The organism is Roseovarius nitratireducens (assembly GCF_002925845.1).
In the GTDB taxonomy this organism is placed as follows: domain Bacteria; phylum Pseudomonadota; class Alphaproteobacteria; order Rhodobacterales; family Rhodobacteraceae; genus Roseovarius; species Roseovarius nitratireducens.
In genome coordinates, this window is the sequence record NZ_PDNI01000017.1 from 82,151 (window position 1) to 104,370 (window position 22,220).

Sequence of the window (22,220 nt, forward strand, 5' to 3'; positions counted from 1 at the left end):
CTCTTTATCCCGACATTCAGCGCGCGCGCAGCGCCAGCACCCAGATCGCGGCGAGGCCCAGCGACACCACCATGTTCCAGCTTGCCATCGACAGGCCCCACATCTCCCACGGCACCTCGTCGCAGCGTACCAGTGGCGCGGCCATGATCTGGTCGAACAGGTCCTCGCTGCTCATGCCGCCCACCGGGCCGCCCGTGCAATCCGAGGGCCCCGGCCACCAGCCGCGCTCGACGCCCGTGTGGTATCCGCCGATTCCGGCGGTGGCGAGCGCCGCCAGCGCGCCGAGCGCCGCCATCAGCGTGGGCCATGCGACCAGCGCCACCAGCCCGAGGCCAATGGCGATTCCGTGTGGCCAGCGCTGCCAGATGCACAGCTTGCACGGCGCCATGCCGCCCAGGTGCTGGAACGCCAGCGCGCCCAGCAAGAGCGCGGCGGAGCCACCGGCGGCGAGGAGGATGAGGGTTTTCTGTCGGGTCATGGCATCACAGATAGCGCGTAAGGAGAAAGCCGCCAAACAGCAGCACGACAAAGACGATGGTCAGAAGCCCGAGTCGGCGCTCGATGAAATCGCGGATCGGAGCGCCGAACTTCCACAACAGCCCCGCCACGAGGAAAAAACGCACCGCGCGGGCGAGGATCGAGGTGGCGACAAAGGTGCCCAGCGGCATCCCCGTCCAGCCCGACATGATGGTGATGACCTTGTAGGGGAAGGGGGTGACGCCCGCCGTCAGCACCGCCCAGAAGCCGAAATCGTTGAACCGCGTGTTGAACGCGTCCATCGCCTCGCCCTTGCCGAGGGCGGCGAGGATCGGCTGTCCGATGCTGTCGTAGGCGAAGGCGCCGATGGCATAGCCCAGCATCCCCCCCAACACAGACGAGACCAGCGCAACGGCCGCGATGAGCCACGCCCGCGAGGGTCGTGCGAGGATCATCGGAATCATCAGCACATCAGGCGGGATCGGGAACACCGAGCTTTCGGCGAAGGAGATGACGGCGAGCACCCACAGCGCGCGCGGGTGGTCCGCCATGTGGATCGTCCAGTCGTAGAGCGCGCGCAGCATCGGCTGTCCTCGGGATCGGGTTGCGCCGAAACAGCATGGCCGCCCGGTGCGGTCAAGCCCTTTCACAGGCGCATGCAGCCTCTGGACGCGGGCCGCAGGCTCGGCTAGAGACAGGTCGGACGCGGGTGTGGCGGAATGGTAGACGCGAGGGTCTCAAACACCCTTTCCGCAAGGAGTGTCGGTTCGAGTCCGACCACCCGCACCAATCCTTTGGGGCCTACCGCCTTCGGCTACCTGAGACTAGGTGATCGCGTTCCGCTCAAACGAAAAAGGCGGCACCTGTGCGCCGCCTTGCCGTCATTTCAGACCTGTGATCGCCTACCGGCCCCAGGTCCGCACGGGGCCGCAATCCATGTGCACGAAATTCGACCGCGAATACCGGCCCACACCGCCACCCCGACAGGCCAGCGCGGCGCGGTACACCTGTTCGACCGAGCGGCTGCCGAGGCGCAGATCGGCCGCTTGACCGATGATGTGGCGCGAATTCTTGGCCACCCCGCTCGATCGGCGGCGCAGCATGGCGTTGGTCTGCGGGCTGCGGTACCCACTGAGCAGGGTGTAGGATTCGTTCACATCGAGCAGGTTGTGGCTGGCGGCCATGATGTCGACGGTGCGGCGGTCGATCACGCGGGTCTGATCGGTGCGCCAGTCGCGCATGAAAAGCGTGATTTCATTGAGCGCTTCGGGGATGTACTCGCCCTCGACCCAGTAGATCGTGTCGAGCCGTTCGCCCGTGCGTGGCGACACCATCCGAAGCCGCCGGATATCGCCGGCACCCCGTAGGAAACCGGCCGCATTGGTGAAGGTCGGGGCTGCGGTAATCGCCGTCGCGGCGAAAGCCGCGAGCAAGCCGCGCCGTGAAATTCCAGTCGAGCTGAAGTCTGTCATTGATAAGTGCGCCTGTCCCGTCGCCTGCTTTGAGCCGCTTTAGCGCGACCCGTGCTGTCCCCAGATGTACGGATTTTATGGCATATCGAGAATCATCAACCAACCCCCGATTCGAAATATTGTGTCACGCGCAAGGGTTTCGGCGGGATTTCGCGCATCTTTGCGAAATGCGTGGCCAAAATGCGACCCCGCCGCCCGATCATCCCCGCTTCACGCCGATTTTCTCCACTGTGACGCGAAAGTGTTAGGGAAGAATTGAGATATTTCCATATTCTTGGCTATAATTTCGTTGGCTAACATGAAGACGATTGGTTTGTTTGAAGGGGGTTGAGATGTCAGAGGGTTTGTCTCGCACGTGGCTCGGGATCGGGCTCGGCCTGTGGCTGGCGGGAGCCGCCGGCGCGCCGGTGGCGCGGGCCGAGGGCGCGCAGACTGCGGTGCCGACGGTGATCCCGGCGGTGATGGCAGGGGCTATGGCCAAGGCGCTCGACGCCGCACGCGACTCGGCCTTCCGTCAGGCTGTGGCCGAGGCGGCGGGCAGCGACCGCGACCTCGCGGAATTCTACAGCGAGACCGACTATCGCCCGGTCTGGACCGGCGATGACGCCACCCACCGCGCGCGGCGTGCGGCGCTCTTGCGCGCGCTGGACGATGCGGCGCTGCACGGGTTGCCCGAGGGGCGGTACGGTCGCGCTGCGTTGCTGGCGCGCATGGCCGATATCCGCTCGACGCGCGAGATGGGCGAGGTCGAGGTGGCGCTGAGCCGCGCGTACCTCGCCTATGCGCGCGACGTGCAGTCGGGTGTGCTGGTGCCGGGCCGCGTGGACAGCGACATCAAGCGTAGCGTGCCCCGTCGGGCGGCGGGCGCGCTGCTGGCCGACATGATGCAGGGCGACCCGCGCGCGGTGTTGCGCGGGCTGCCGCCACAGACCAACGCGTATCGCCGCCTGATGAAGGAACGGCTCCGGCTGGAAGGGGTGATCGCACGGGGCGGCTGGGGCCCGGTCGTGCCCGGCGGCAAGCTCGAGCCGGGCGACGCCGGCGCGGCGGTGATCGCGCTGCGCGATCGGCTGGTCGCGAAGGGCTTTCTCGCGCGGAGCGCGACCGCGCGTTTCGACGGACGGATACAGGCCGCCGTGCAGGCGTTCCAGGCCGATCACGGGCTGGAGACCGACGGGATCGCCGGGCCCTCGACGATCGCCGCGCTCAACGTCTCACCCGAGGAACGGCTTGCCTCGGTGCTCGTGGCGATGGAGCGCGAGCGCTGGCTGCCCGCCGAGCGCGGTGCGCGCCATATCCTTGTCAACCTCGCCGATTTCAGCGCCCGCATCCTCGATGACGACAGTGTCACCTTCGAGACGCGGGCGGTGGTCGGCAAGAACGCGGGCGGACGGCGCAGCCCGGAGTTTTCCGACGAGATGGAGCACATGATCGTCAACCCGACCTGGCATGTACCCCGGTCGATCACGGTCAAGGAATACCTGCCCAAGATGCAGGCCAACCGCAACGCTGCCGGGCACTTGCGGATCTATGACAGCCGGGGCCGCGTGGTGCCCCGCAGCGCGGTGAATTTCAACGCCTATTCGGCGCGCAGCTTTCCCTTCCGGCTCAAGCAGCCGCCGTCGACGCGCAACGCCTTGGGGCTGGTGAAGTTCATGTTTCCCAACAAGTACAACATCTACCTGCACGACACGCCGCAAAAGCACCTGTTCGACCGCGAGAAACGCGATTTCAGCCACGGCTGCATCCGGCTCCAACAGCCCTTCGATTTCGCCTACATGCTGCTCGCCCCGCAGGAAGCCGATCCCAAGGGCCGGTTTCATGCCGTGCTCGACACCGGGCGCGAGACCCGGATTAACCTCGAACAGCACGTGCCGGTGCACCTGATCTACCGTACCGCGATCACGCGTGCAGGTGGACGCACGCAGTATCGCGACGATGTCTACGGACGCGATGCGCGGATCTGGCAGGCGCTGGAACGGGCAGGGGTTTCACTGCGCGCGCATCGGAGCTAAATACCTCTCCGACAGAAGAGGTGGCGCATGTCCTACAGTATAGAAGAGGTGGCCCGGGCGCTCGGCGCGCGCGCCTTCGGGGCGACGGAGATCGCGGTGGACGGCGTGGCCGAGCCTGCCGATGCGGGCCCTGCTGATCTCGCCCTGGCGATGAAGCCCGACTATGCCGAGGGACTGGCGAAGGGTCGTGCGCGCGCTGCGGTGGTTTGGGACGGGGCCGACTGGCAGGCGATGGGGCTTGAGGCGGCGCTGGTTGCGCCGCGCCCGCGCTACGTGATGTCCGGGCTGACGAAACTGCTCGATCCCGGGCAGGGTTGGGGCGGCGGCATCCATCCCTCGGCGGTGATCGACCCGGAGGCCGAGCTTGCCCCCGACGTGGCGGTGGGGCCGCTCGCCGTGATCTGCGGCGGTGCGCGCATCGGCGCGGGATCGGTGATCGGCCCCCAAGCCTTTGTCGGCACCGACGCGGTGCTGGGCGAGGGCGCGCTCCTGCGCGAGGGCGTGCGCATCGGCGCGCGGGTGCGCATCGGCGCGCGGTTCATCGCGCAGCCGGGCTGCGTGGTGGGCGGCGACGGGTTCTCCTATGTCACCCCCGAAACCTCGGCGGTGGAGCAGGGGCGCGCCACGCTGGGCGACATCGACGGGGCGCAGGCGCAGAGCTGGACCCGCATCCATTCGCTGGGTGGCGTCACCATCGGCGACGACGTCGAGCTTGGCGCCAACTGCACCATCGACCGCGGCACCATCCGCGACACCGCCGTGGGCGACGGCACCAAGATCGACAACCTGGTGATGATCGGCCACAATGTCATTATCGGGCGCGATTGCCTGCTATGCGGGCTGGTGGGGATCGCCGGATCAACGCGGATCGGCAACAACGTTGTGCTCGCCGGCAAGACCGGCGTGAGCGACAACATCTTCATCGGTGACAACGTCATCACCGGCGGTGGCACGATCGTTCTGTCCAATATCCCCGCCGGACGAATGATGCTTGGCTATCCGGCGATGAAGATGGAAACCACGGTAGAGGTGTTCAAGGGCTTTCGCCGCCTGAAAAGATTGTTCGAGGATGTCTCTGGTCTTAAAAAAACCGTTACAGACCTGTCGCAGAAGAGCTGAGACAGCCCACTTGGGGCGCTAACGGAAAGACCACGCCATGAGCAGTATTCAGGATCGTGTCATAGAGATCATCGCCGAACAGGCGGTGCTGGAGCCCGCCGACGTCACCCTAGACAGCACGCTGGAGGATCTGGGCATCGACAGCCTCGGATTGGTCGAGAGCATCTTTGCCATCGAGGAGGCGTTCGACATCTCGGTGCCGTTCAACGCCAACGAGCCAAAAAAGAGCGGTTTCGACATCTCCTCGGTCCGCGCCATCGTCGCGGGCATCGAGCGGTTGATCGCGGAGCAGACGTGACGCGCGTCGTCATCACCGGGGCGGGCACGATCAACCCCCTCGGTGCCGATGTGCCCGCCACGCTGGAGGCCATGCGCGAGGGGCGCTGCGGTATCGGCGAGCTGGAGTTCCGCGATGTCGAGCGATTGTCCATCCGCATCGGCGGGCAGGTGCGCGGCTACGATCCCGAAACGGTATTCAACCGCCAGCAACTCGCGCTCTACGACCGGTTCACGCAGTTCACGCTCGTCGCCGCCCGGCAGGCGATCACGCAGGCGGGGCTCGAGTTCAAGGGCGAGCTGGCGGCGCGGGCGGGCGTGATCCTGGGCAACTCGGGCGGCGGCATGACCACGCTCGACGACAATTACCGCTCGGTCTACGAGGAGGGCAAGAACCGCGTCCATCCCTTTGTTGTCCCGAAGCTGATGAACAACGCCGCCGCTTCGCACCTGTCGATGGAGTTCAATCTCAAGGGGCCGACCTTCACTGTTTCCACCGCCTGCGCGTCGTCCAACCACGCGATGGCGCAGGCGTTCCAGATGGTGCATGGCGGGATCACCCCGGTGATGGTGACGGGTGGCTCGGAATCCATGCTGTGTTTCGGCGGGGTCAAGGCGTGGGAGGGGCTGCGCGTCATGAGCCGCGACGCCTGCCGCCCGTTCTCGGCCAACCGCAACGGCATGGTGCAGGGCGAGGGCGCGGCGGTCTATGTCTTCGAGGAACTGGAACACGCCCGGAAACGCGGCGCGGAAATCCTCGCCGAGGTGATCGGCTTTGCCATGACCTCGGACGCCGCCGATATCGTCATGCCGTCGAAACAGGGTGCGGCGCGGGCGATGGCGGGCGCGTTGCGCGATGCGCGGGTGGACCGCGAAGAGGTGGGCTACATCAACGCCCACGGCACCGGCACCGCCGCCAACGACAAGACCGAGTGCGCGGCGGTGGCCGACGTGTTCGGTGCCCATTCCGACCGGCTGATGATCTCGTCCACCAAGTCGATGCACGCGCATCTCATCGGCGCGACTGGCGCGGTCGAGCTTCTGGCTTGCATCATGGCGCTGCGCGACGGGGTGATCGCGCCGACCATCGGCTACGAGGAGCCGGACCCCGAATGCGCGCTCGACGTGGTGCCCAACGAGGCGCGCGAGGCCCACGTCGAGGTGGCGCTATCGAACGCCTTTGCCTTTGGCGGGCTGAACGCGGTGCTGGCGCTCAGGCGGTTTGCCTGAGCGCCATCGCCTGGCGGGTCACTTGTCGAGCGTCGAGGCGGCATTATACGCCGCGGTAAACCCCGAGAGCGAGACGTCGATGCTGACGTTCTGGTCGGGTGCCTGCGCCGGAACAATCTCGATCTGGGCTTGCGCGCCTTTCTTGAGCGCCTCGACCTCGGGCCCCGTGAACCCGATTCGCGAGAAGCAGCCACCCATCGTGCAGAACGAGTACGCGTAGCTCTTGGCCTTGCCGCCATCGACCGAGAGCTTCACCTCTTCGGTGAGCAGCGTGCCGAGCGGCACGGCGATGGTGGCCCCCGCCACGATGTTGCCGGCCCCCTCAAGGCGGTAGAGCGTGAATTCGGCCACCGGGTTGCCCTCGGACTCGGTCAGGAGCTGATACATCTGACACAGATCCTCGCTGCCTTCGGTGGGGAAGCAGCGCACGGACCAGTCGCCATGGGTTTCCTTGATATAGGCTTCGTTCTCCTGGGCGACCTCGCGCCCGGTATCGAGCCCCGCCACGGGAGCCGTCGGCCCGTCCGCGTTACCGGCTGCGGCCGCGCCATCGGTGGTGGTCTCGCCGTCCGTTGTGACCGCGCCGTCGGTGGCAGTCTCTTGCGCGCCCGCGGCGGTCGAGAGCGCCAGAAGCGCGGTCAGGGACAGGTGGAGCAGGGTCTTGGTCATGTCTTCCCCTTCGAGTCTGTACAGAGTCACGATGTCGCCTCTAGCACGGCGATGTGGGACTGTCAGGGCGAAATCGCGCGCGGTGGCAGCGGCGCGTTGCCGAAAACCTCGCCGGAACACCGTGATCTCGAAGGTATGATTGCAAAGCAGGGGCTACCTGAAAAAACAAGAAAGAGGCCGCAAGGCCTCTTTCCGGTTTTCTCCCCGTCGGACTGGCCGACTTAGTCATTGATCGAAACGCTAGGGCACAAGCGGCAATCCGTCAACAGTCCAGTTGCCGAGGCTTGGAAAAACCTGCGGAAAAAAGGCCGCACCCGGGGCGCGGCCAGTCTGACAGGGAGGAAGTGCCGGCGCCAGAGGACATTCGGCGCCGGACATGCTTTCAGACTGGCACGAAAGGGTTAATTTTGTATGGTCACGGCGTGACGATTTCTGGACGGGGAGTGCAGGGCACGTGAGTGAGACGATTTTCACCGGGGGCGGCGGGCCGGAATATGCCACGCCGCAGGAGATGCTGCTGAAATACGGCAATCGGCACGGGCTCATCGCCGGGGCCACCGGCACCGGCAAGACGGTGACGCTGCAGATCCTGGCCGAGGGGTTCTCGGACGCGGGCGTGCCGGTGATCCTGTCGGATATCAAGGGCGACGTGTCGGGTATGGCCGTGCCGGGTAGCCCCAATCAGAAGCTGCACGCGGCGTTCACGTCGCGGGCCGAGAAGATCGGCTTCGACGCCTACCGCTATGACAGCTTCCCGGTGATCGTCTGGGACATCTTCGGCGAGCAGGGCCACCCGATGCGCACCACCGTTTCGGAGATGGGCCCGCTGCTGCTGTCGCGGCTGATGAGCCTCACGGATGCGCAGGAGGGCGTGCTCAACATCGCCTTTCGCGTCGCCGACGAGGAGGCGCTGCCGCTGCTCGATCTCAAGGACTTGCAGGCGCTCCTGACCTTCGTGGGCGAGAGCGCAGACGACCTGTCGTTGCACTATGGCAACGTGGCCACCGCATCAGTGGGGGCGATCCAGCGCGCGCTTCTTGTGCTCGAAAACCAGGGCGGCGCGTATTTCTTCGGCGAACCGGCGCTCGACCTGGCCGATCTCATGCGGGTCACGCCCGAGGGGCGCGGCCATGTCAACATCCTCGCCGCCGACAAGCTGGTCCACTCGCCCCGGCTCTATGCCACCTTCCTCTTGTGGCTGTTGTCGGAACTGTTCGAGCAACTGCCCGAGGTGGGCAACCCCGACAAGCCGCGGCTCGTGTTCTTCTTCGACGAGGCGCATCTCTTGTTCGACGACGCGCCCAAGGCGCTCGTTGACAAGGTCGAGCAGGTGGCGCGCCTCATCCGCTCCAAGGGGGTGGGGGTGTATTTCATCACCCAGAACCCAGATGACGTGCCCGAGGACATCCTCGGCCAGCTCGGCAACCGCTTCCAGCACGCGTTGCGCGCCTTTACCGCGCGCGACCAGAAGGCGCTCAAGCGCGCCGCCGAGACCTACCGCCCCAACCCGCGCTTCGACACTGTCGAGGCGATCCGCGACGTGGGCACCGGCGAGGCGGTGACCTCGCTCTTGCAGGACAAGGGCGTGCCGGGGGTGGTCGAGCGCACGCTCATCCGCCCGCCCGCCACCCGGCTTGGCCCCTGCGATGCGGGGACGCGCCGCGACGTGATCGCCGCCTCGCCGGTGGCGGGGAAATACGAGGCCGCGCTCGACCGGCGCTCCGCCTTCGAGATACTCGCCGCCCGCGCCGAGGCTGCGGCGAAGTCGGCCGAGGAGGCGGAAACCGCCGAAGCCGAAGCGGAGGAGGAGGCGCGCGAGTTCCGCGCCGCACGGCGCTATTCGGGCAGCGCACGCGCCGGGCGTACCCGTCGTGGTGCCGCGACCGAGAGCCTCGGCGGCGCCATCGCCTCGGCGGTGGTCAAGGAACTGAGGGGCACCACCGGACGACGCATCGTGCGCGGCATCCTCGGTGGGCTGTTTCGCGGGCGCTGAGGGCTCAGGTCAGGTCGCGCGTCGCCAAGTCGTCGCGCAGTGCGGCATAGACCCGCTCTGCGATGCGGATGCGCCGGGGCCGCAGCGCTGGCGTCTCGACCCGGATCAGCGCCTCGATCCCGACAAAAAACGGCAGCACCAGCCGCCGCTCGGCCTCGGTGAGGGCAAATGCCTCGACGAAGGCATCGCGCATCCCCTCGTCCACGCCGCACCACATGCGCCCCGAGGGGCAGACGCCGCGCCGCGCCATGTGCATCAGAAACCGCGCAATATCCTTGAGCACGGGCATCCGCCCCGAGCCGCCGGTGTCGATGCCGGTGAGTGTTCTGCCGTTCACCAAAAGGTTGCTGGGGTGAAAATCGCCGTGGCAGATCGCTACCCGCCAATCGGCCCCGTCGATGCGTCCGGCGATCCGCTCGATTCCAGAGAGGATTCCTGCCTCGATCCCGCGCAATACCGGGAAGGGCTGGCCTTGTGTCGCCCGTTCGGCGCGGGCGAGCCAGCCTGCGCAGCGCGCCGCGCGCCAGCCCTCCGACACATCCGTGTAACGCCGCAGCCACGCGGCGGCGGGCGCGAGCCGTGCTGCGCGCCGGTCCGCGCGCAGCCGCGCGATACGGTCGAGCAGTGGTGTCCCGGGCGCACGCTCCATCACCATCAGGTGTATCTCGGGCAGAAAGGCCAGCGGTTCGGCGGTGCGGAACCGCGCACCCTGCATGTAGGGCCAGATGCGGCACGCCTCCTGCCATTCACGCGCTTGCATCTCGGCGGTCTCGGGTGTGGCGAGGCGAAAGATCGCGTCGCGCCCTTGCCAGGTTCCGGCATGGATGCGGCGCTTGCCCGGAATGTGGCGGATGAGCGCGCCGATCTCTGCACCGTCTGGCAGATCGCTCTCGGCGGGTAGCTCGGGTAGGGAGGCGGGATCGCTCATACGGTCGAGTTTTTCCCACCCCCGCGGGGGCGTCAACCGAATTGCACCGCCGCCCGCCCACCGCTATGGTCGAGCCCTGAAATCAGGCAGCGGGAGCAAGGCATGGCAGAGACACCGGTCACGGAGCTGAGCTTCGAGCAGGCGATGGCCGAGCTCGAGGATGTGGTCGGTCGCCTCGAACGGGGCGATGTTGCGCTCGACGAGTCGATCGCCCTCTACGAGCGGGGCGCGGCCCTGAAGAAGCGCTGCGAGGCGAAGCTGAAGGAAGCCGAGGAGAAGGTGGCCGCCATCACGCTCGATGCCGAGGGCAACCCGACGGGCACGGCGCCGGTCGAGGGACCGTGATGTCCGACGGCCTCGCGGATCACCGCGCGGCGCTCGCACTCGACGCCGAACTTGCACTGGCCCCGATCGAGACCGCCCTCGCCGCGCAGGAGGGGCCGGTCGCGGATGCGATGCGCTACGCGGTGCAGGGCGGCAAGGCCATTCGTGCCGTTCTGGTGATGGAGGGCGCGCTGCTCTTCGGGATAGATAGGGCCATGTCCGCGCCCGCCGCGGCGGCGATCGAGGCGATCCATGCCTACTCGCTCATTCATGACGACCTGCCCTGCATGGACGATGACGACATGCGACGCGGCAAGCCCACCGTCCACCGCAAGTGGGACGAGGCGACGGCGGTGCTGGCCGGCGACGCGTTGCAGGCGCTGGCGTTCGAGCTGATATGCGACGCAGTCTGCCCCGATACCGCCCGGCTTGCGTTGGTGCGGGGCCTCTCCCGCGCTGCCGGTGTCGGCGGCATGGTCGGCGGTCAGGCGCAGGATATCGCCGCCGAGAGCGCGGCCGCGCCCCTTACGCTCGACGAGATCACCGGGCTTCAGGCGGGCAAGACCGGCGCGCTCATCTGCTGGGCGGCGACGGCGGGGGCGGTGATGGCGCAGGCCCCGGCGTCGCGTGTCCGCGCGCTCCAGACATATGGCGAGTGCCTCGGTCTCGCCTTCCAGATCGCCGATGACATTCTCGATGTCGAGGGCGACGCGGTGATGACCGGCAAAGCTGTGGGCAAGGACGCCGCCGCGGGCAAGGCCACCTTCGTGTCGCTGCTCGGCCTCGACGCGGCGCGCCACCGCGCCACGAGCCTTGTGGACACCGCCTGTGACGCCCTATCTGTATTCGGCGAGGAGGCGCAAAGCTTGCAGGCGCTCGCACGCTTCGTTATCTCGCGCCAGAACTGATGAACCCCGGGGAGGGGCCCGATGTCCGACACTCCGAGCACACCGCTTCTCGACCAGGTACACATACCGTCCGACCTCAAGCGGCTGAGCGACGCGGAGTTGCAGCAACTTGCCCGCGAGCTGCGTGCCGAAACCATCGCAGCAGTGTCGGAAACCGGCGGCCATCTCGGTGCGGGGCTCGGGGTGGTGGAATTGACGGTGGCGCTGCACCACGTGTTCGATGCGCCGCGCGACAAGATCATCTGGGACGTCTCGCACCAGAGCTATCCGCACAAGATTCTCACCGGTCGCCGCGACCGCATCCGCACCCTGCGCCAGAAGGGGGGGCTGTCGGGCTTCACCAAGCGGTCGGAAAGCCCTTATGACCCGTTCGGTGCGGCGCATTCCTCCACCTCGATCAGCGCCGCATTGGGCTTTGCCGTGGCGCGCGACCTCGGCGGCGCCTGCGATACCGGTCACGGCGATGCCATCGCGGTGATCGGCGACGGCGCGATGTCGGCGGGCATGGCCTTCGAGGCATTGAACAATGCGGGCCACCTGCAAAAGCGGCTCATCGTCATTCTCAACGACAACGAGATGTCCATCGCACCCCCGGTGGGGGCACTGTCGTCCTATCTCTCGCGGCTCTACGCGGGCGCGCCGTTCCAGGATTTCAAGGCCGCCGCGAAGGGCGCGATCTCGATGCTGCCGCCGCCCTTCCAGGAGGGCGCGCGCCGCGCCAAGGACATGCTCAAGGGACTTGCCGTGGGCGGCACGCTGTTCGAGGAGTTGGGCTTCAGCTACGTTGGTCCCATCGACGGCCACGATCTCGATCAGCTCCTGCCGGTGCTGCGCACCGTCAAGGCGCGGGCCACCGGGCCGATGCTGATCCATGTGCTGACAAAAAAGGGCAAGGGCTATGCTCCCGCCGAGAGCGCGCGCGACGGCGGCCACGCCACGGCCAAGTTCGACCTCGTCACCGGCAAGCAGAAGAAGACGCCGTCGAACGCACCCAGCTACACTCGCGTCTTTGCCGAGTCGCTCCTGTCAGAGGCCGCCGACGATCCGCGCATCTGCGCCATTACCGCCGCCATGCCCGACGGCACCGGGCTAGACCTCTTCGCCGAACGCTACCCGTCACGCTGCTTCGACGTGGGTATCGCCGAGCAGCACGCGGTAACTTTTTCCGCCGGGCTCGCGGCGGGGGGGATGCGGCCGTTCTGCGCGCTCTATTCCACCTTTCTGCAACGCGGCTACGATCAGGTCGTGCACGACGTCGCGATCCAGCGCCTGCCGGTGCGCTTCGCCATTGACCGCGCCGGGCTCGTGGGCGCCGATGGCGCGACCCATGCGGGCAGCTTCGACATCACCTTTCTCGCGACCCTGCCGGGCTTCGTGGTGATGGCCGCCGCCGACGAGGCCGAACTCAGGCACATGGTCGCCACCGCGGCGCGGCACGATAGCGGCCCCATCGCGTTCCGCTATCCGCGTGGCGAGGGCACCGGCATCGAGATGCCCGAGCGCGGCACCCCGCTGGAGATCGGTCGCGGCCGCATCATGCAGGAGGGGGCCGATGTGGCAATCCTGTCCTTCGGTACGCGGCTGTCCGAGGTCATGACCGCCTGCGAATCCTTACGCGCGCGCGGCATCACCCCCACCGTGGCCGATGCCCGCTTCGCCAAGCCACTCGACACGGAGATGATCCTCGACCTTGTGGCAAGGCACGATGCCATGATCACCATCGAGGAGGGTTCCATTGGCGGATTCGGCAGCCATGTCAGCCACCTGCTGGCCGAATCCGGCGTCTTCGACAACGGGTTCAAATTCCGTTCGATGGTGCTCCCGGATATTTTCATCGACCAGGCGAGCCCCGCCGACATGTATGCCACCGCCCGGCTCTCCGCCTCCGATATCGAGGCGCGGGTGCTGGAGGTGATGGGCCTGGGACAGGTGCGCGACAAGCGCGCCTGACGGCCTGCGCCCGGTCACAGGAAAGGAGCGTTCCAATGATCCGTCTCCTCGCCCTCTGTCTCGCCCTCACGCTCGGCGCGCCCGCCCATGCGCTCGAAACCAGCGCCGGGCCGGTCACCGTCACCCGCATGATCGCCGGGCTTGACGAACCCTGGGCACTCGGCTTCCTGCCCGGCGGCGGCGTCCTCGTGACCGAGCGGGACGGGCGGCTGCTCCTTCACCGCGACGGCGAGACGCGCATAGTCGCCGGTGTTCCGAAGGTGGCCGCAATCGGGCAGGGCGGGCTACTCGACCTCCTGGTGCCGCGCGATTTCGCGACCACCCGCACGCTGTTCTTTACCTATGCCAAGCCTCAGCGAAACGGCGCTGGCACGGCGGTGGCGCGCGCCCGGCTCTCGCAGGACGGCCAGAGGCTAGAGGATTGGCGCGTGATCTTCGAGCTGACGCCGGGATCCTCGGGCGGGCGGCATTTCGGCTCGCGCCTCGTCGAGGGCGAGGACGGCACTCTCTTCGCCACCATCGGCGAGCGCGGCGACCGTCCCTCGGCGCAAGACCTCTCGCGCGAGAACGGCTCGGTGATCCGCATCGCCCGCAACGGCACGATCCCCGAAGGCAACCCCTTCACCGATTCGCAAGGCGCAAAGCCCGCCATCTGGTCCTACGGTCACCGTAACCCGCAGGGCGCGGCGCGCGGCACGGACGCCGCGATCTGGGTGGTCGAGCACGGGGCAAAGGGCGGTGACGAGATCAACCGCATCCGCCGCGGCGCCAATTACGGCTGGCCGGTGATCTCCTACGGGCGCCACTACTCGGGGGCAAAGATCGGCGAGGGCACCCACAAGGCGGGCATGCAACAACCCGCATTCTACTGGGACCCGTCCATCGCGCCCTCGGGCATGATGATCTACTCGGGCCGCCTCTGGCCCGAATGGCGCGGCCACATCTTCGTGGGCTCGCTCAAGTTCGGGCTGATCTCGCATCTCGCGGGCACGCCGCTGCGCGAGGTCGAGCGGCTGAAATCGCCCGAAACCGCGCGCGTCCGCGACATCCGCGAGGCCCCCGACGGCTCGATCTGGTTTCTGAGCGTCGGCAACGGTGCCGCCTACCGGATGACGCCGCGCTGATCTTCTTCTTGGCCGAAATACCCCGGGGGTGTGGGGGCTGGCCCCCACGGGGGCGTCACTGCATCCTGAGCGCCCCATCGAGGCGGATCACCTCGCCGTTGAGATAGCCGCACTCGACGATGAACCGCGCCAGCCGCGCATATTCGTCGGGATCGCCCAACCGCTTGGGGAATGTCACCTCGGCGGCGAGGCTATCCTGTACGTCCCCAGGCAGGCCGCGCATCATCGGCGTGGCGAAGATGCCCGGCGCGATGGCCATCACCCGGATGCCCTCGCGCGCCAGATCGCGCGCCATCGGCAGCGACAGCCCCACGATCCCGCTCTTCGAGGCGGCATAGGCGGCCTGGCCCTTTTGCCCGTCGAAGGCGGCGATGGACGCGGTGTTGACGATCACGCCGCGCGCACCATCGTCGCCGGGGGCGTTCCCGGCCATCTCTGCGGCGGCGAGACGGGCGACGTTGAACGTGCCGACGAGGTTGATGTCGACGGTGCGGCGAAAGGCATCCAGCGGGTGCGGGCCGTCGCGGCCCAGCGTCTTGGCCCCGGTGGCGATGCCGGCACAGTTGATCGCCGCCGTGATCCGGCCCATAGCGGATTTGGCGGCGGCGATGGCGTTGGCGACCGACGCCTCGTCGGTCACGTCCATCTCGGCGAAATGTGCACCGATCTCGGCGGCGACGGCCTGCCCGCGCTCCGCATCGCGGTCAAGCAGCGTCACCTGCGCGCCTGCGCCGCGGAAATGGCGGGCCGTTGCCTCGCCGAGGCCCGAGGCCCCACCGGTAACGATCGCGGCTGTGTCTGTCATGCGCATGAGGGGCCTCCCGCAGTAAATGAACAATTGTTCAGATACAGCGCCCCGCCGCGCCTGTCAAAACACTTCGGCCAACCCTGAGCGCACTCCGAGATTGCCTTTGACGCCATGTCCGACTACGCCTGAAAACAGCGACAACACAAGGGAGGCGACGATGCGCACGAAAGCGGCGGTAGCGATGGAGGCGGGCAAGCCTCTGGAAATCATGGAGGTCAATCTCGACGGCCCAAGGGCAGGCGAGGTGCTGGTCGAGATCAAGGCCACGGGCCTGTGCCACACCGACGAATTCACCCGCTCGGGCGACGACCCCGAGGGGATTTTCCCCGCCATTCTCGGCCACGAGGGCGCGGGCGTGGTGATCGAGGTAGGCGAGGGGGTGACAAGCCTCGAAGTGGGCGATCACGTCATCCCGCTCTACACCCCCGAATGCCGCGAATGCGAGTACTGCCTCAACCCCAAGACCAACCTGTGCCAGAAGGTCCGCGCGACCCAAGGGCAGGGCCTGCTGCCCGACGGCACGACGCGGTTCTCCATGCTCGACGGCACGCCCATCCATCACTACATGGGCTGCTCGACCTTCGCCAACCACACCGTGGTCCCCGAGATCGCGCTCGCCAAGGTGCGCAAGGATGCCCCTTTCGACAAGATCTGCTACATCGGCTGCGGCGTGACCACCGGCATCGGCGCGGTGGTCAACACCGCCAAGGTCGAGCTGGGCAGCCGCGCCATCGTGTTCGGCCTCGGCGGTATCGGCCTCAACGTCATCCAGGGCCTGCGGCTCGCGGGCGCGGCGCAGATCGTCGGCGTTGATCTCAACCCGACCAAGGCCGATATGGCGCGCCAGTTCGGCATGACCGATTTCGTCAATCCCAAGGACGTCGAGGGCGACATCGTCGCCCATCTCGTCGAGCTGACCGGCGGCGGGGCGGATTACACCTTCGACGCCACCGGCAACGTCAACGTCATGCGCACCGCGCTCGAAGCCGCGCACAAGGGGTGGGGCGAGAGCATCATCATCGGCGTGGCCCCCGCAGGCGCCGAGATCAGCACCCGGCCCTTCCAGCTTGTCACCGGTCGGGTCTGGCGCGGCACCGCCTTCGGCGGCGCGCGCGGGCGCACGGACGTGCCCAAGATCGTCGACATGTACATGTCGGGCATGATCGAGATCGACCCGATGATCACGCATAAACTCACCCTCGAGCAGATCAACGAGGGGTTCGAGCTGATGCACAAGGGCGAATCGATCCGCGCGGTGGTGGAATACTGACACCCCCCGCGCGCCTGCGCCTTGCCCTCCGGGGCGGGGCGCACTAGGACGTGGCGCAGGCAACAAGGGGTGCGCGAGACATGGCCAACGACCTTTTCAACTCCTTCATGACCGGCCCCGACGAAAAGGGCCGGTTCGGCGATTTCGGCGGGCGTTTCGTGTCCGAGACGCTGATGCCGCTCATCCTGGAACTCGAAGAGCGCTACGAGTACGCCAAGACCGACCCGGATTTCTGGGCCGAGATGCATTTCCTGTGGAAGCATTACGTGGGCCGCCCCAGCCCGCTCTACCATGCCGAGCGGCTGACCGAGCGGCTGGGCGGTGCGAAGATCTATCTCAAGCGCGACGAACTCAACCACACCGGCGCGCACAAGATCAACAACGTGCTGGGCCAGATCATCCTCGCCCGCCGCATGGGCAAGAGCCGGATCATCGCCGAGACGGGGGCGGGCCAGCACGGTGTCGCCACCGCCACCGTCTGCGCCAAGTTCGGGCTGAAATGCGTGGTCTACATGGGCGCCACGGATGTCGAGCGGCAGGCACCCAACGTGTTCCGCATGCGGCTCCTGGGGGCCGAGGTGGTGCCCGTCACCTCCGGGCGCGGCACGCTCAAGGACGCCATGAACGACGCGCTGCGCGACTGGGTGACCAACGTGCGCGACACGTTCTACTGCATCGGCACGGTGGCGGGGCCGCACCCCTACCCGGCGATGGTGCGCGATTTTCAGTCGATCATCGGCAAGGAAACCCGCGAACAGATGATGGAGGCCGAGGGCCGCTTGCCCGACACGCTGGTCGCCGCCATTGGTGGCGGGTCGAACGCGATGGGGCTGTTCTACCCGTTCCTCGATGACAAGGAGGTGGGGATCATCGGTGTCGAGGCCGGGGGCCACGGCGTCGATGACCGGATGGAGCATTGCGCAAGCCTCACCGGCGGGCGCCCCGGCGTGCTGCACGGCAACCGCACCTACCTGTTGCAGGACGATGACGGGCAGATCCTCGAAGGGCATTCGATCTCGGCAGGGCTCGACTATCCCGGCATCGGACCCGAGCATAGCTGGCTGCACGAGACGGGGCGCGCGCAATATGTCTCGATCACCGACAAGGAGGCGCTGGCGGCGTTCCAGCTCTCCTGCGAGACCGAAGGCATCATCCCGGCGCTGGAGCCCTCCCATGCGCTCGCCCATGTCACCAAGATCGCGCCCGACTTGCCCCGTGATCACCTGCTGGTCATGAACATGTGCGGGCGTGGCGACAAGGACATCTATACCGTCGCCAAGCATCTCGGCTTCGACATCGAAAGCGGCGGCTGAACCGCCCGTCGGCACAAACGCCACGTTGCGCATGCGTAAAAGCCCCGGCCAAGTCGCCGGGGCTTTTCCTTGCGCGCTCACGGTGCGACCGCCCCGCTCAGGCGGCGGCGTGCTGCTCCAACACCTCCAGCGGCACGATGTCGAGCGCGCGAGCATGGGTGGCCGCGAGCCGCACCTGCGGCGCGCAGCCCTCCTCGTGGGCCTGAAGGAACCGCGCGGCGCAAAGGCACCACTGATCCCCCGCTTTCAGCCCGGCAAAGCCGAATTCCGGGCGCGGCGTGCTCAGGTCGTTGCCGACATACTTGGAGAAGGCGAGGAACTCTGCCGTCATCAGCGCACAGACCGTGTGGCTGCCGCGATCCTCGGCACAGGTGTTGCAATGCCCGTCGCGAAAGAACCCGGTCACGGGATCGGACGAGCAGGGCGAAAGAGCCCCGCCCAGCACGTTCTCGGAAGTGTCCATCGTGGTCATGCGCGCGATCTCCTCCGCAGGATCGTAGCGCATACCGCGAGGCCGTCAAACCCTCCATCAGGCATCAGAGGCCCGAGGCCGTCGTCGTCTCGAGTAGGTCAAAGGTCTTGTCACCCCGCGCGTTGAATTTCTGAAGACTGTCGCCGTGGCGCAGGACCGTCAGGCAGCGATAACGCCCCGCGTCCTGTGCCATCGACACGCAAACCTCGTTGCCATCGGTGATCGCATAGTGGCCCGTCCCGGACCAGCCACCGCCCTGCAATTCGCCTTTCAGCACATTCGTCGGCGCATAGTGGAAGTTGAAGACCTTGTCGCCGGCACGCGCAACCACGCGCTTGCCCACGAGCAGCTCGGCGATCTCGTCCGAGCTGAGCCTTTCGGCCCCGCCTGCGAGCGCCTCTTCGAGCGCCGTGCCGGCGCTCGCGCTTGTTGCGGCCATGAGCGTGCAGCACGCCGCGATGACAACTGGTGTCGGGTAAGTCATGGATCTACTCCTTGCTTGTCCATCCCGCCCGGCATTCAGGTACGCCGGACCAGCACAGCTTGCCCCCGGCAACGTCGGAAAGCTTGATTTCCGGATGACAATTCCTGACACTTCCATGATATCTGCCCGAAAGGCGTGACGTCATGGCGTATCGTTTCGGCGAGTTCACGCTCGATCGCTCGGCCGGTCTTCGGGCGGGGAACGCGCCTGTGGCGCTCGAGCCGCAGGCGCTCCGGTTGCTGGAATTCCTGATCGAGCACCGCGCGCGGGTCGTGACCAAGCAAGACCTGATCGAGGAGATATGGCAGGGCCGGGCAATCACCGACGCGGCGCTGGCAACGCGCATCCGGGCGGTTCGGCGGGCGCTCGGGGATGACGCGGCGCAGCAGGCCTATATCCGCACCTATCCCAAGCGCGGCTTCCAGTTCGTGGCCCCGGTTCGGGACGCGAATTCCGCGATCCGCCTGCCAAGGCTCAAAGCGGTCGCACTTGTGGCGGTTTTTGCACTCGCGTTATTCGGCGCGTGGTTCGTGCTTCGGGTTCCCGGTGTCGACGGCAGCACGGTCGGCAGGCCGTCGGTCGCGGTGCTGCGGTTCGATAATCTCGGGGAGGGGGCCGGCGACCGGTCCTTCGCAGATGGCCTGACCGAGGACCTGACCGCGCACTTGTCGCGCTACAAGGAATTGTTCGTCATTTCCGCCGGGACGGTCTTTGCCTATGGCGACGGGGCGCTTCGCCCGCTCGATGCTTCCCGCGAGTTCGGTGTCTCTTACGTCGCGCGCGGCAGCGTGCGACGGGATGGCGGGCGCATACGGGTCACCAGCGAGCTGATCGAGATCGCCACAGGCCACACCCTGTGGGCCGAGCGCTACGACCGGGCGCTGACGGACATATTCGCCGTGCAGGACGATATCAGCCGCTCGATCGCGGGCACCCTTGTCCCGCAGATCCTGAAGGATGGCGGACAGCGCGCCACCAGGGTGCCGACCGCTGACATGGGCGCCTGGGAACTCTACCTCGAGGCGCGCCTCCGGCAGGGCCGCTACAGCCGCGCCGATCAATCGGAGGCGGTGCGTCTTGCCCGGCGTGCGGTGGCCAAGGATCCCGGTTTCGCGGCGGCGCATTCGCTGATGGCGCGGGCGCTCGGGACACTGTTCTTCTTTGGCTGGACGGAAGAGCCGGGCGACACCATGGCCGAGGCGCGGGCCGCCGCGAGGCGCGCGATTGCGCTCGACGACAGCGATCCGCAGGCCTATGCCGCGCTTGGCTATATCCAGCGCTTTGCCGGGCAGGCGGAGCCCGCGATCGCCAATCTGGAGCGCGCCGTCGCGCTCAACCCCAATGACGCCCGCATCCGGCTGGAATTGGCCCACACGCTCGATTGGTTCCGCCTACAGGCGCGCGCGCTGCCGCAGATCGAGCTTGCCATCCGGCTCAGCCCGCGCGACCCGCTGATCCAGAACATGTATTTCTACAAGGGGCACATCCTGTTCCACCTCGGCAGGCACGACGATGCGCTCGCGGCGGCGCGGCAGCTTGGCAGCGTCGCAAGCAGCGCTACCTGGCGGGTTTTCCACCACCTGCTGCGCGCCGCGAACCTCGCGCAACTCGACAGGGTGGAGAACGCAGCGGCGGCCATCGCGGATGCGCTGGCGGTCAATCCGTCACTGTCGCTCTCGGCAATGCGCGCACAATTCGAAAAGAGCCGCAACCACCCGGAAAACCGCCGCGCCTGGCTGGCCGCGCTCGAACGGGCCGGGCTGCCGCAATAGCCCGATCAGCTTTCCTCGAGCACCGTCTCGAATCCCTCGAATTCCGGCGGGCCCAACAGCGCGTCCTGCGTGCCTCGGTTGCCCGCGTCCTTGTGCGCAGCACGAAAGGCGTCGGATTTCGTCCATGCCTCGAACGCCGCGCGGCTTTCCCAGATGACATGGCTGGAATAGAGCCGGTGGCCATCACCCTCGGGCCCCTTCAGCAAGCGAAACTCGCGAAAGCCGGGGACGCTGGCCAGGTGGCTTTCGCGCTTGGCCCACATTCTTTCGAAACCGTCCTCGAAGCCCGGCTTTACGCGGAACCGGTTCATGGCGATGAATGTCATGTCGTGCCCTTCCTTGTATCGGTGTGAAAGGCTGGCTTGGGCCGCGCGTGCGAGCGCTCCCGGCTCGCCCTGCGATCATAGCGCCCCGGCGCGCACAGGCAAGCCGCGCTCAGAGCGCCGCTGCGATGCTGCGCAGCGCGTCGATATTGGCCTCCCGCACCCCGTCCTTGCGAAAGCCGCGATCGGCAGAGGTGACCACGATCACCACGTCGCGGGCGCGGTCGATATAGATATACTGGCCATAGATGCCGTGGGCATAGAATTCGCCGTCGCGCGCGTCGGCGGGCATCCACCAGTGCAGCCCGTATTGCAACGCGCCCTCGGGCGTCGGCGCGCTCGGCACGGTCGAGGCGGCGATCCAGCCTGTGGGCACGATCTGCTGCCCGCCATAGCGGCCCATCTTCGCCACCATCAGCCCGAAGCGGGCATAGTCGCGCGTCGTCAGGTTGAGCCCGCCCAGCGCAAAGGCCACACCCTCGCCATCGGTGATGTAATCGGGCTCCGCCTCGAGCCCCAACGGCGCGATGATCCGCTCCGACAGCAGGCCTGGCAGGGCGCGCCCTGTGGCCCCCCGCAGCGCCATCGCCAGCGCGTGCGTGTCGATGGAGACGTATTTCCACCGCGTCCCCGGTGGCGCGGCGCGCGCGCTCAGCCCGGCGGCGAAGCCGTCCATGGAGCCGCCCAGCGCCAGCACACGGCCCATGCGGTTGATGTCGGAATCGTAGTCCAGATAATCCTCGTCAAACTCCAGCCCGCTCGTCATCTGCAAAAGCTGCCGCAGCGTCACCCCGTCATAGGCGCTGTCGGCGAGCGCGGGCGCGTAGCGCGTCACCGGATCGTCCAGCGAGTCGATCTCGCCGCGTTCAAGCGAAATGCCGATGAGCGCGGCAAGAAAACTCTTTGCCACGGACCAGCTTATCCGCCGGTCCTGCGCGGTGGTGCCGAGGTGATAGCTCTCATGCGTGATGCGGCCGTTACGCAGCACAAGGAGCGACGTCACGTTGCGCGACCCGATCCAATCGGTCACATCGGCGGGCAGGGTCATCTCCGGGCCTTGCGGCAGGTCCGATACCGGCCCGTTCCCACGCGGCACGGGCACGGTGAGAAACGCGCGCCCCATTCCCGAGAAATTCGCAACGATCTTTTCCTCGGAAAACAACGTGTTGACGGCCATGAGCCGCGCGATTTCTTCGCGCTTCCACAGCCCCACAACCGCTGCCGCCAGGACGAGGGCCAAAAGGACTCGTCCCGCCCATTTCAAGATTCTGCGCATACCGTCCCTCCTGTTTC

General features: G+C 67.0%; 22 protein-coding genes and 1 tRNA gene. 13 read left to right on the forward strand and 10 right to left on the reverse strand.

Annotated elements, in window-relative coordinates; all coding sequences use genetic code 11:
• Positions 1–16: 16 nt before the first annotated feature.
• Complete coding sequence (locus CRJ03_RS02410; protein ID WP_104017317.1) at positions 17–478, reverse strand: disulfide bond formation protein B; 462 nt, start codon at positions 476–478, stop codon at positions 17–19.
• A gap of 4 nt (positions 479–482) precedes the next feature.
• The gene (locus CRJ03_RS02415) at positions 483–1,061 is read right to left on the reverse strand and encodes a YqaA family protein (RefSeq protein WP_104017318.1); all 579 of its coding nucleotides are present in this window, start codon (positions 1,059–1,061) and stop codon (positions 483–485) included.
• Between the two features lie 121 nt (positions 1,062–1,182).
• Here CRJ03_RS02415 and CRJ03_RS02420 point away from each other — a divergent pair.
• A tRNA-Leu gene (locus CRJ03_RS02420) sits at positions 1,183–1,266 on the forward strand.
• 113 nt (positions 1,267–1,379) lie between these two features.
• Here the strand turns inward: CRJ03_RS02420 and mepK are convergent.
• Complete coding sequence (mepK, locus tag CRJ03_RS02425; RefSeq protein ID WP_104017319.1) at positions 1,380–1,949, reverse strand: peptidoglycan L,D-endopeptidase MepK; 570 nt, start codon at positions 1,947–1,949, stop codon at positions 1,380–1,382.
• A 332-nt stretch (positions 1,950–2,281) separates the two neighbouring features.
• Between mepK and CRJ03_RS02430 the strand changes: the two genes are divergently transcribed.
• From CRJ03_RS02430 to CRJ03_RS02445, 4 genes are read left to right on the forward strand one after another with little or no spacing between them, the layout of a single operon-like run.
• Entirely contained in the window at positions 2,282–3,964 is a 1,683-nt protein-coding gene (locus tag CRJ03_RS02430) for a L,D-transpeptidase scaffold domain-containing protein (RefSeq protein WP_104017320.1), read from the forward strand.
• 27 nt (positions 3,965–3,991) lie between these two features.
• Positions 3,992–5,083, forward strand: coding sequence for a UDP-3-O-(3-hydroxymyristoyl)glucosamine N-acyltransferase (gene lpxD, locus CRJ03_RS02435; RefSeq protein WP_104017321.1), 1,092 nt, complete (start codon positions 3,992–3,994; stop codon positions 5,081–5,083).
• 37 nt (positions 5,084–5,120) lie between these two features.
• Positions 5,121–5,381, forward strand: coding sequence for an acyl carrier protein (locus tag CRJ03_RS02440; RefSeq protein WP_104017322.1), 261 nt, complete (start codon positions 5,121–5,123; stop codon positions 5,379–5,381).
• On the forward strand, positions 5,378–6,589 hold the full coding sequence (locus CRJ03_RS02445; RefSeq protein ID WP_104017323.1) for a beta-ketoacyl-[acyl-carrier-protein] synthase family protein: 1,212 nt from the start codon (positions 5,378–5,380) through the stop codon (positions 6,587–6,589). The genes CRJ03_RS02440 and CRJ03_RS02445 overlap by 4 nt, the downstream gene beginning before the upstream one ends.
• An 18-nt stretch (positions 6,590–6,607) precedes the next feature.
• On the opposite strand, the gene CRJ03_RS02450 is transcribed toward CRJ03_RS02445, so the two are convergent.
• A complete protein-coding gene (locus CRJ03_RS02450) occupies positions 6,608–7,258 on the reverse strand; it encodes an invasion associated locus B family protein (RefSeq protein WP_104017324.1) in 651 nt (216 codons plus the stop codon).
• A gap of 454 nt (positions 7,259–7,712) precedes the next feature.
• Here CRJ03_RS02450 and CRJ03_RS02455 point away from each other — a divergent pair, with 454 nt between their 5' ends.
• On the forward strand, positions 7,713–9,251 hold the full coding sequence (locus CRJ03_RS02455; RefSeq protein ID WP_104017325.1) for a helicase HerA-like domain-containing protein: 1,539 nt from the start codon (positions 7,713–7,715) through the stop codon (positions 9,249–9,251).
• Between the two features lie 4 nt (positions 9,252–9,255).
• On the opposite strand, the gene CRJ03_RS02460 is transcribed toward CRJ03_RS02455, so the two are convergent.
• Positions 9,256–10,179 (reverse strand): phosphotransferase, encoded by a 924-nt coding sequence (locus tag CRJ03_RS02460; RefSeq protein ID WP_104017326.1) that lies wholly within the window; start codon positions 10,177–10,179, stop codon positions 9,256–9,258.
• 102 nt (positions 10,180–10,281) lie between these two features.
• On the opposite strand from CRJ03_RS02460, the gene CRJ03_RS02465 reads away from it, so the two are divergent.
• Genes CRJ03_RS02465 through CRJ03_RS02480 form a run of 4 tightly spaced genes read left to right on the forward strand, consistent with a single transcriptional unit; the run spans position 10,282 to position 14,485 of the window.
• On the forward strand, positions 10,282–10,524 hold the full coding sequence (locus tag CRJ03_RS02465) for an exodeoxyribonuclease VII small subunit (protein ID WP_104017327.1): 243 nt from the start codon (positions 10,282–10,284) through the stop codon (positions 10,522–10,524).
• Positions 10,524–11,411 carry a polyprenyl synthetase family protein gene (locus CRJ03_RS02470; RefSeq protein ID WP_104017328.1) on the forward strand — a complete coding sequence of 296 codons (888 nt, stop codon included), beginning with the start codon at positions 10,524–10,526 and terminating at the stop codon, positions 11,409–11,411. Before CRJ03_RS02465 ends, CRJ03_RS02470 begins: the two co-directional genes overlap by 1 nt.
• Before the next feature lie 21 nt (positions 11,412–11,432).
• Positions 11,433–13,361, forward strand: coding sequence for a 1-deoxy-D-xylulose-5-phosphate synthase (gene dxs, locus CRJ03_RS02475; RefSeq protein ID WP_104017329.1), 1,929 nt, complete (start codon positions 11,433–11,435; stop codon positions 13,359–13,361).
• Between the two features lie 35 nt (positions 13,362–13,396).
• Entirely contained in the window at positions 13,397–14,485 is a 1,089-nt protein-coding gene (locus CRJ03_RS02480) for a PQQ-dependent sugar dehydrogenase (RefSeq protein WP_104017330.1), read from the forward strand.
• 55 nt (positions 14,486–14,540) lie between these two features.
• On the opposite strand, the gene CRJ03_RS02485 is transcribed toward CRJ03_RS02480, so the two are convergent.
• The gene (locus tag CRJ03_RS02485; protein WP_104017331.1) at positions 14,541–15,296 is read right to left on the reverse strand and encodes an SDR family NAD(P)-dependent oxidoreductase; all 756 of its coding nucleotides are present in this window, start codon (positions 15,294–15,296) and stop codon (positions 14,541–14,543) included.
• 154 nt (positions 15,297–15,450) lie between these two features.
• Between CRJ03_RS02485 and CRJ03_RS02490 the strand changes: the two genes are divergently transcribed.
• Both CRJ03_RS02490 and trpB read left to right on the forward strand, forming a co-directional pair.
• On the forward strand, positions 15,451–16,563 hold the full coding sequence (locus CRJ03_RS02490; protein WP_104017332.1) for an S-(hydroxymethyl)glutathione dehydrogenase/class III alcohol dehydrogenase: 1,113 nt from the start codon (positions 15,451–15,453) through the stop codon (positions 16,561–16,563).
• Between the two features lie 80 nt (positions 16,564–16,643).
• On the forward strand, positions 16,644–17,876 hold the full coding sequence (trpB, locus tag CRJ03_RS02495) for a tryptophan synthase subunit beta (protein WP_104017333.1): 1,233 nt from the start codon (positions 16,644–16,646) through the stop codon (positions 17,874–17,876).
• A gap of 97 nt (positions 17,877–17,973) precedes the next feature.
• Here the strand turns inward: trpB and CRJ03_RS02500 are convergent, their stop codons facing one another.
• Positions 17,974–18,348, reverse strand: coding sequence for a DUF2237 family protein (locus tag CRJ03_RS02500; protein WP_104017420.1), 375 nt, complete (start codon positions 18,346–18,348; stop codon positions 17,974–17,976).
• A 64-nt stretch (positions 18,349–18,412) separates the two neighbouring features.
• Positions 18,413–18,832: a hypothetical protein gene (locus tag CRJ03_RS02505; RefSeq protein WP_104017334.1), complete on the reverse strand. Its 420-nt coding sequence runs from the start codon at positions 18,830–18,832 to the stop codon at positions 18,413–18,415.
• A gap of 143 nt (positions 18,833–18,975) precedes the next feature.
• On the opposite strand from CRJ03_RS02505, the gene CRJ03_RS02510 reads away from it, so the two are divergent.
• On the forward strand, positions 18,976–20,604 hold the full coding sequence (locus CRJ03_RS02510; RefSeq protein WP_104017335.1) for a winged helix-turn-helix domain-containing protein: 1,629 nt from the start codon (positions 18,976–18,978) through the stop codon (positions 20,602–20,604).
• A gap of 5 nt (positions 20,605–20,609) precedes the next feature.
• Here the strand turns inward: CRJ03_RS02510 and hmuQ are convergent, their stop codons facing one another.
• Together hmuQ and CRJ03_RS02520 are read right to left on the reverse strand one after the other, a co-directional pair.
• Positions 20,610–20,930, reverse strand: coding sequence for a heme-degrading protein HmuQ (hmuQ, locus tag CRJ03_RS02515; RefSeq protein WP_104017336.1), 321 nt, complete (start codon positions 20,928–20,930; stop codon positions 20,610–20,612).
• A 109-nt stretch (positions 20,931–21,039) separates the two neighbouring features.
• A complete protein-coding gene (locus tag CRJ03_RS02520; protein WP_104017337.1) occupies positions 21,040–22,203 on the reverse strand; it encodes a serine hydrolase domain-containing protein in 1,164 nt (387 codons plus the stop codon).
• Between the last annotated feature and the right edge of the window lie 17 nt (positions 22,204–22,220).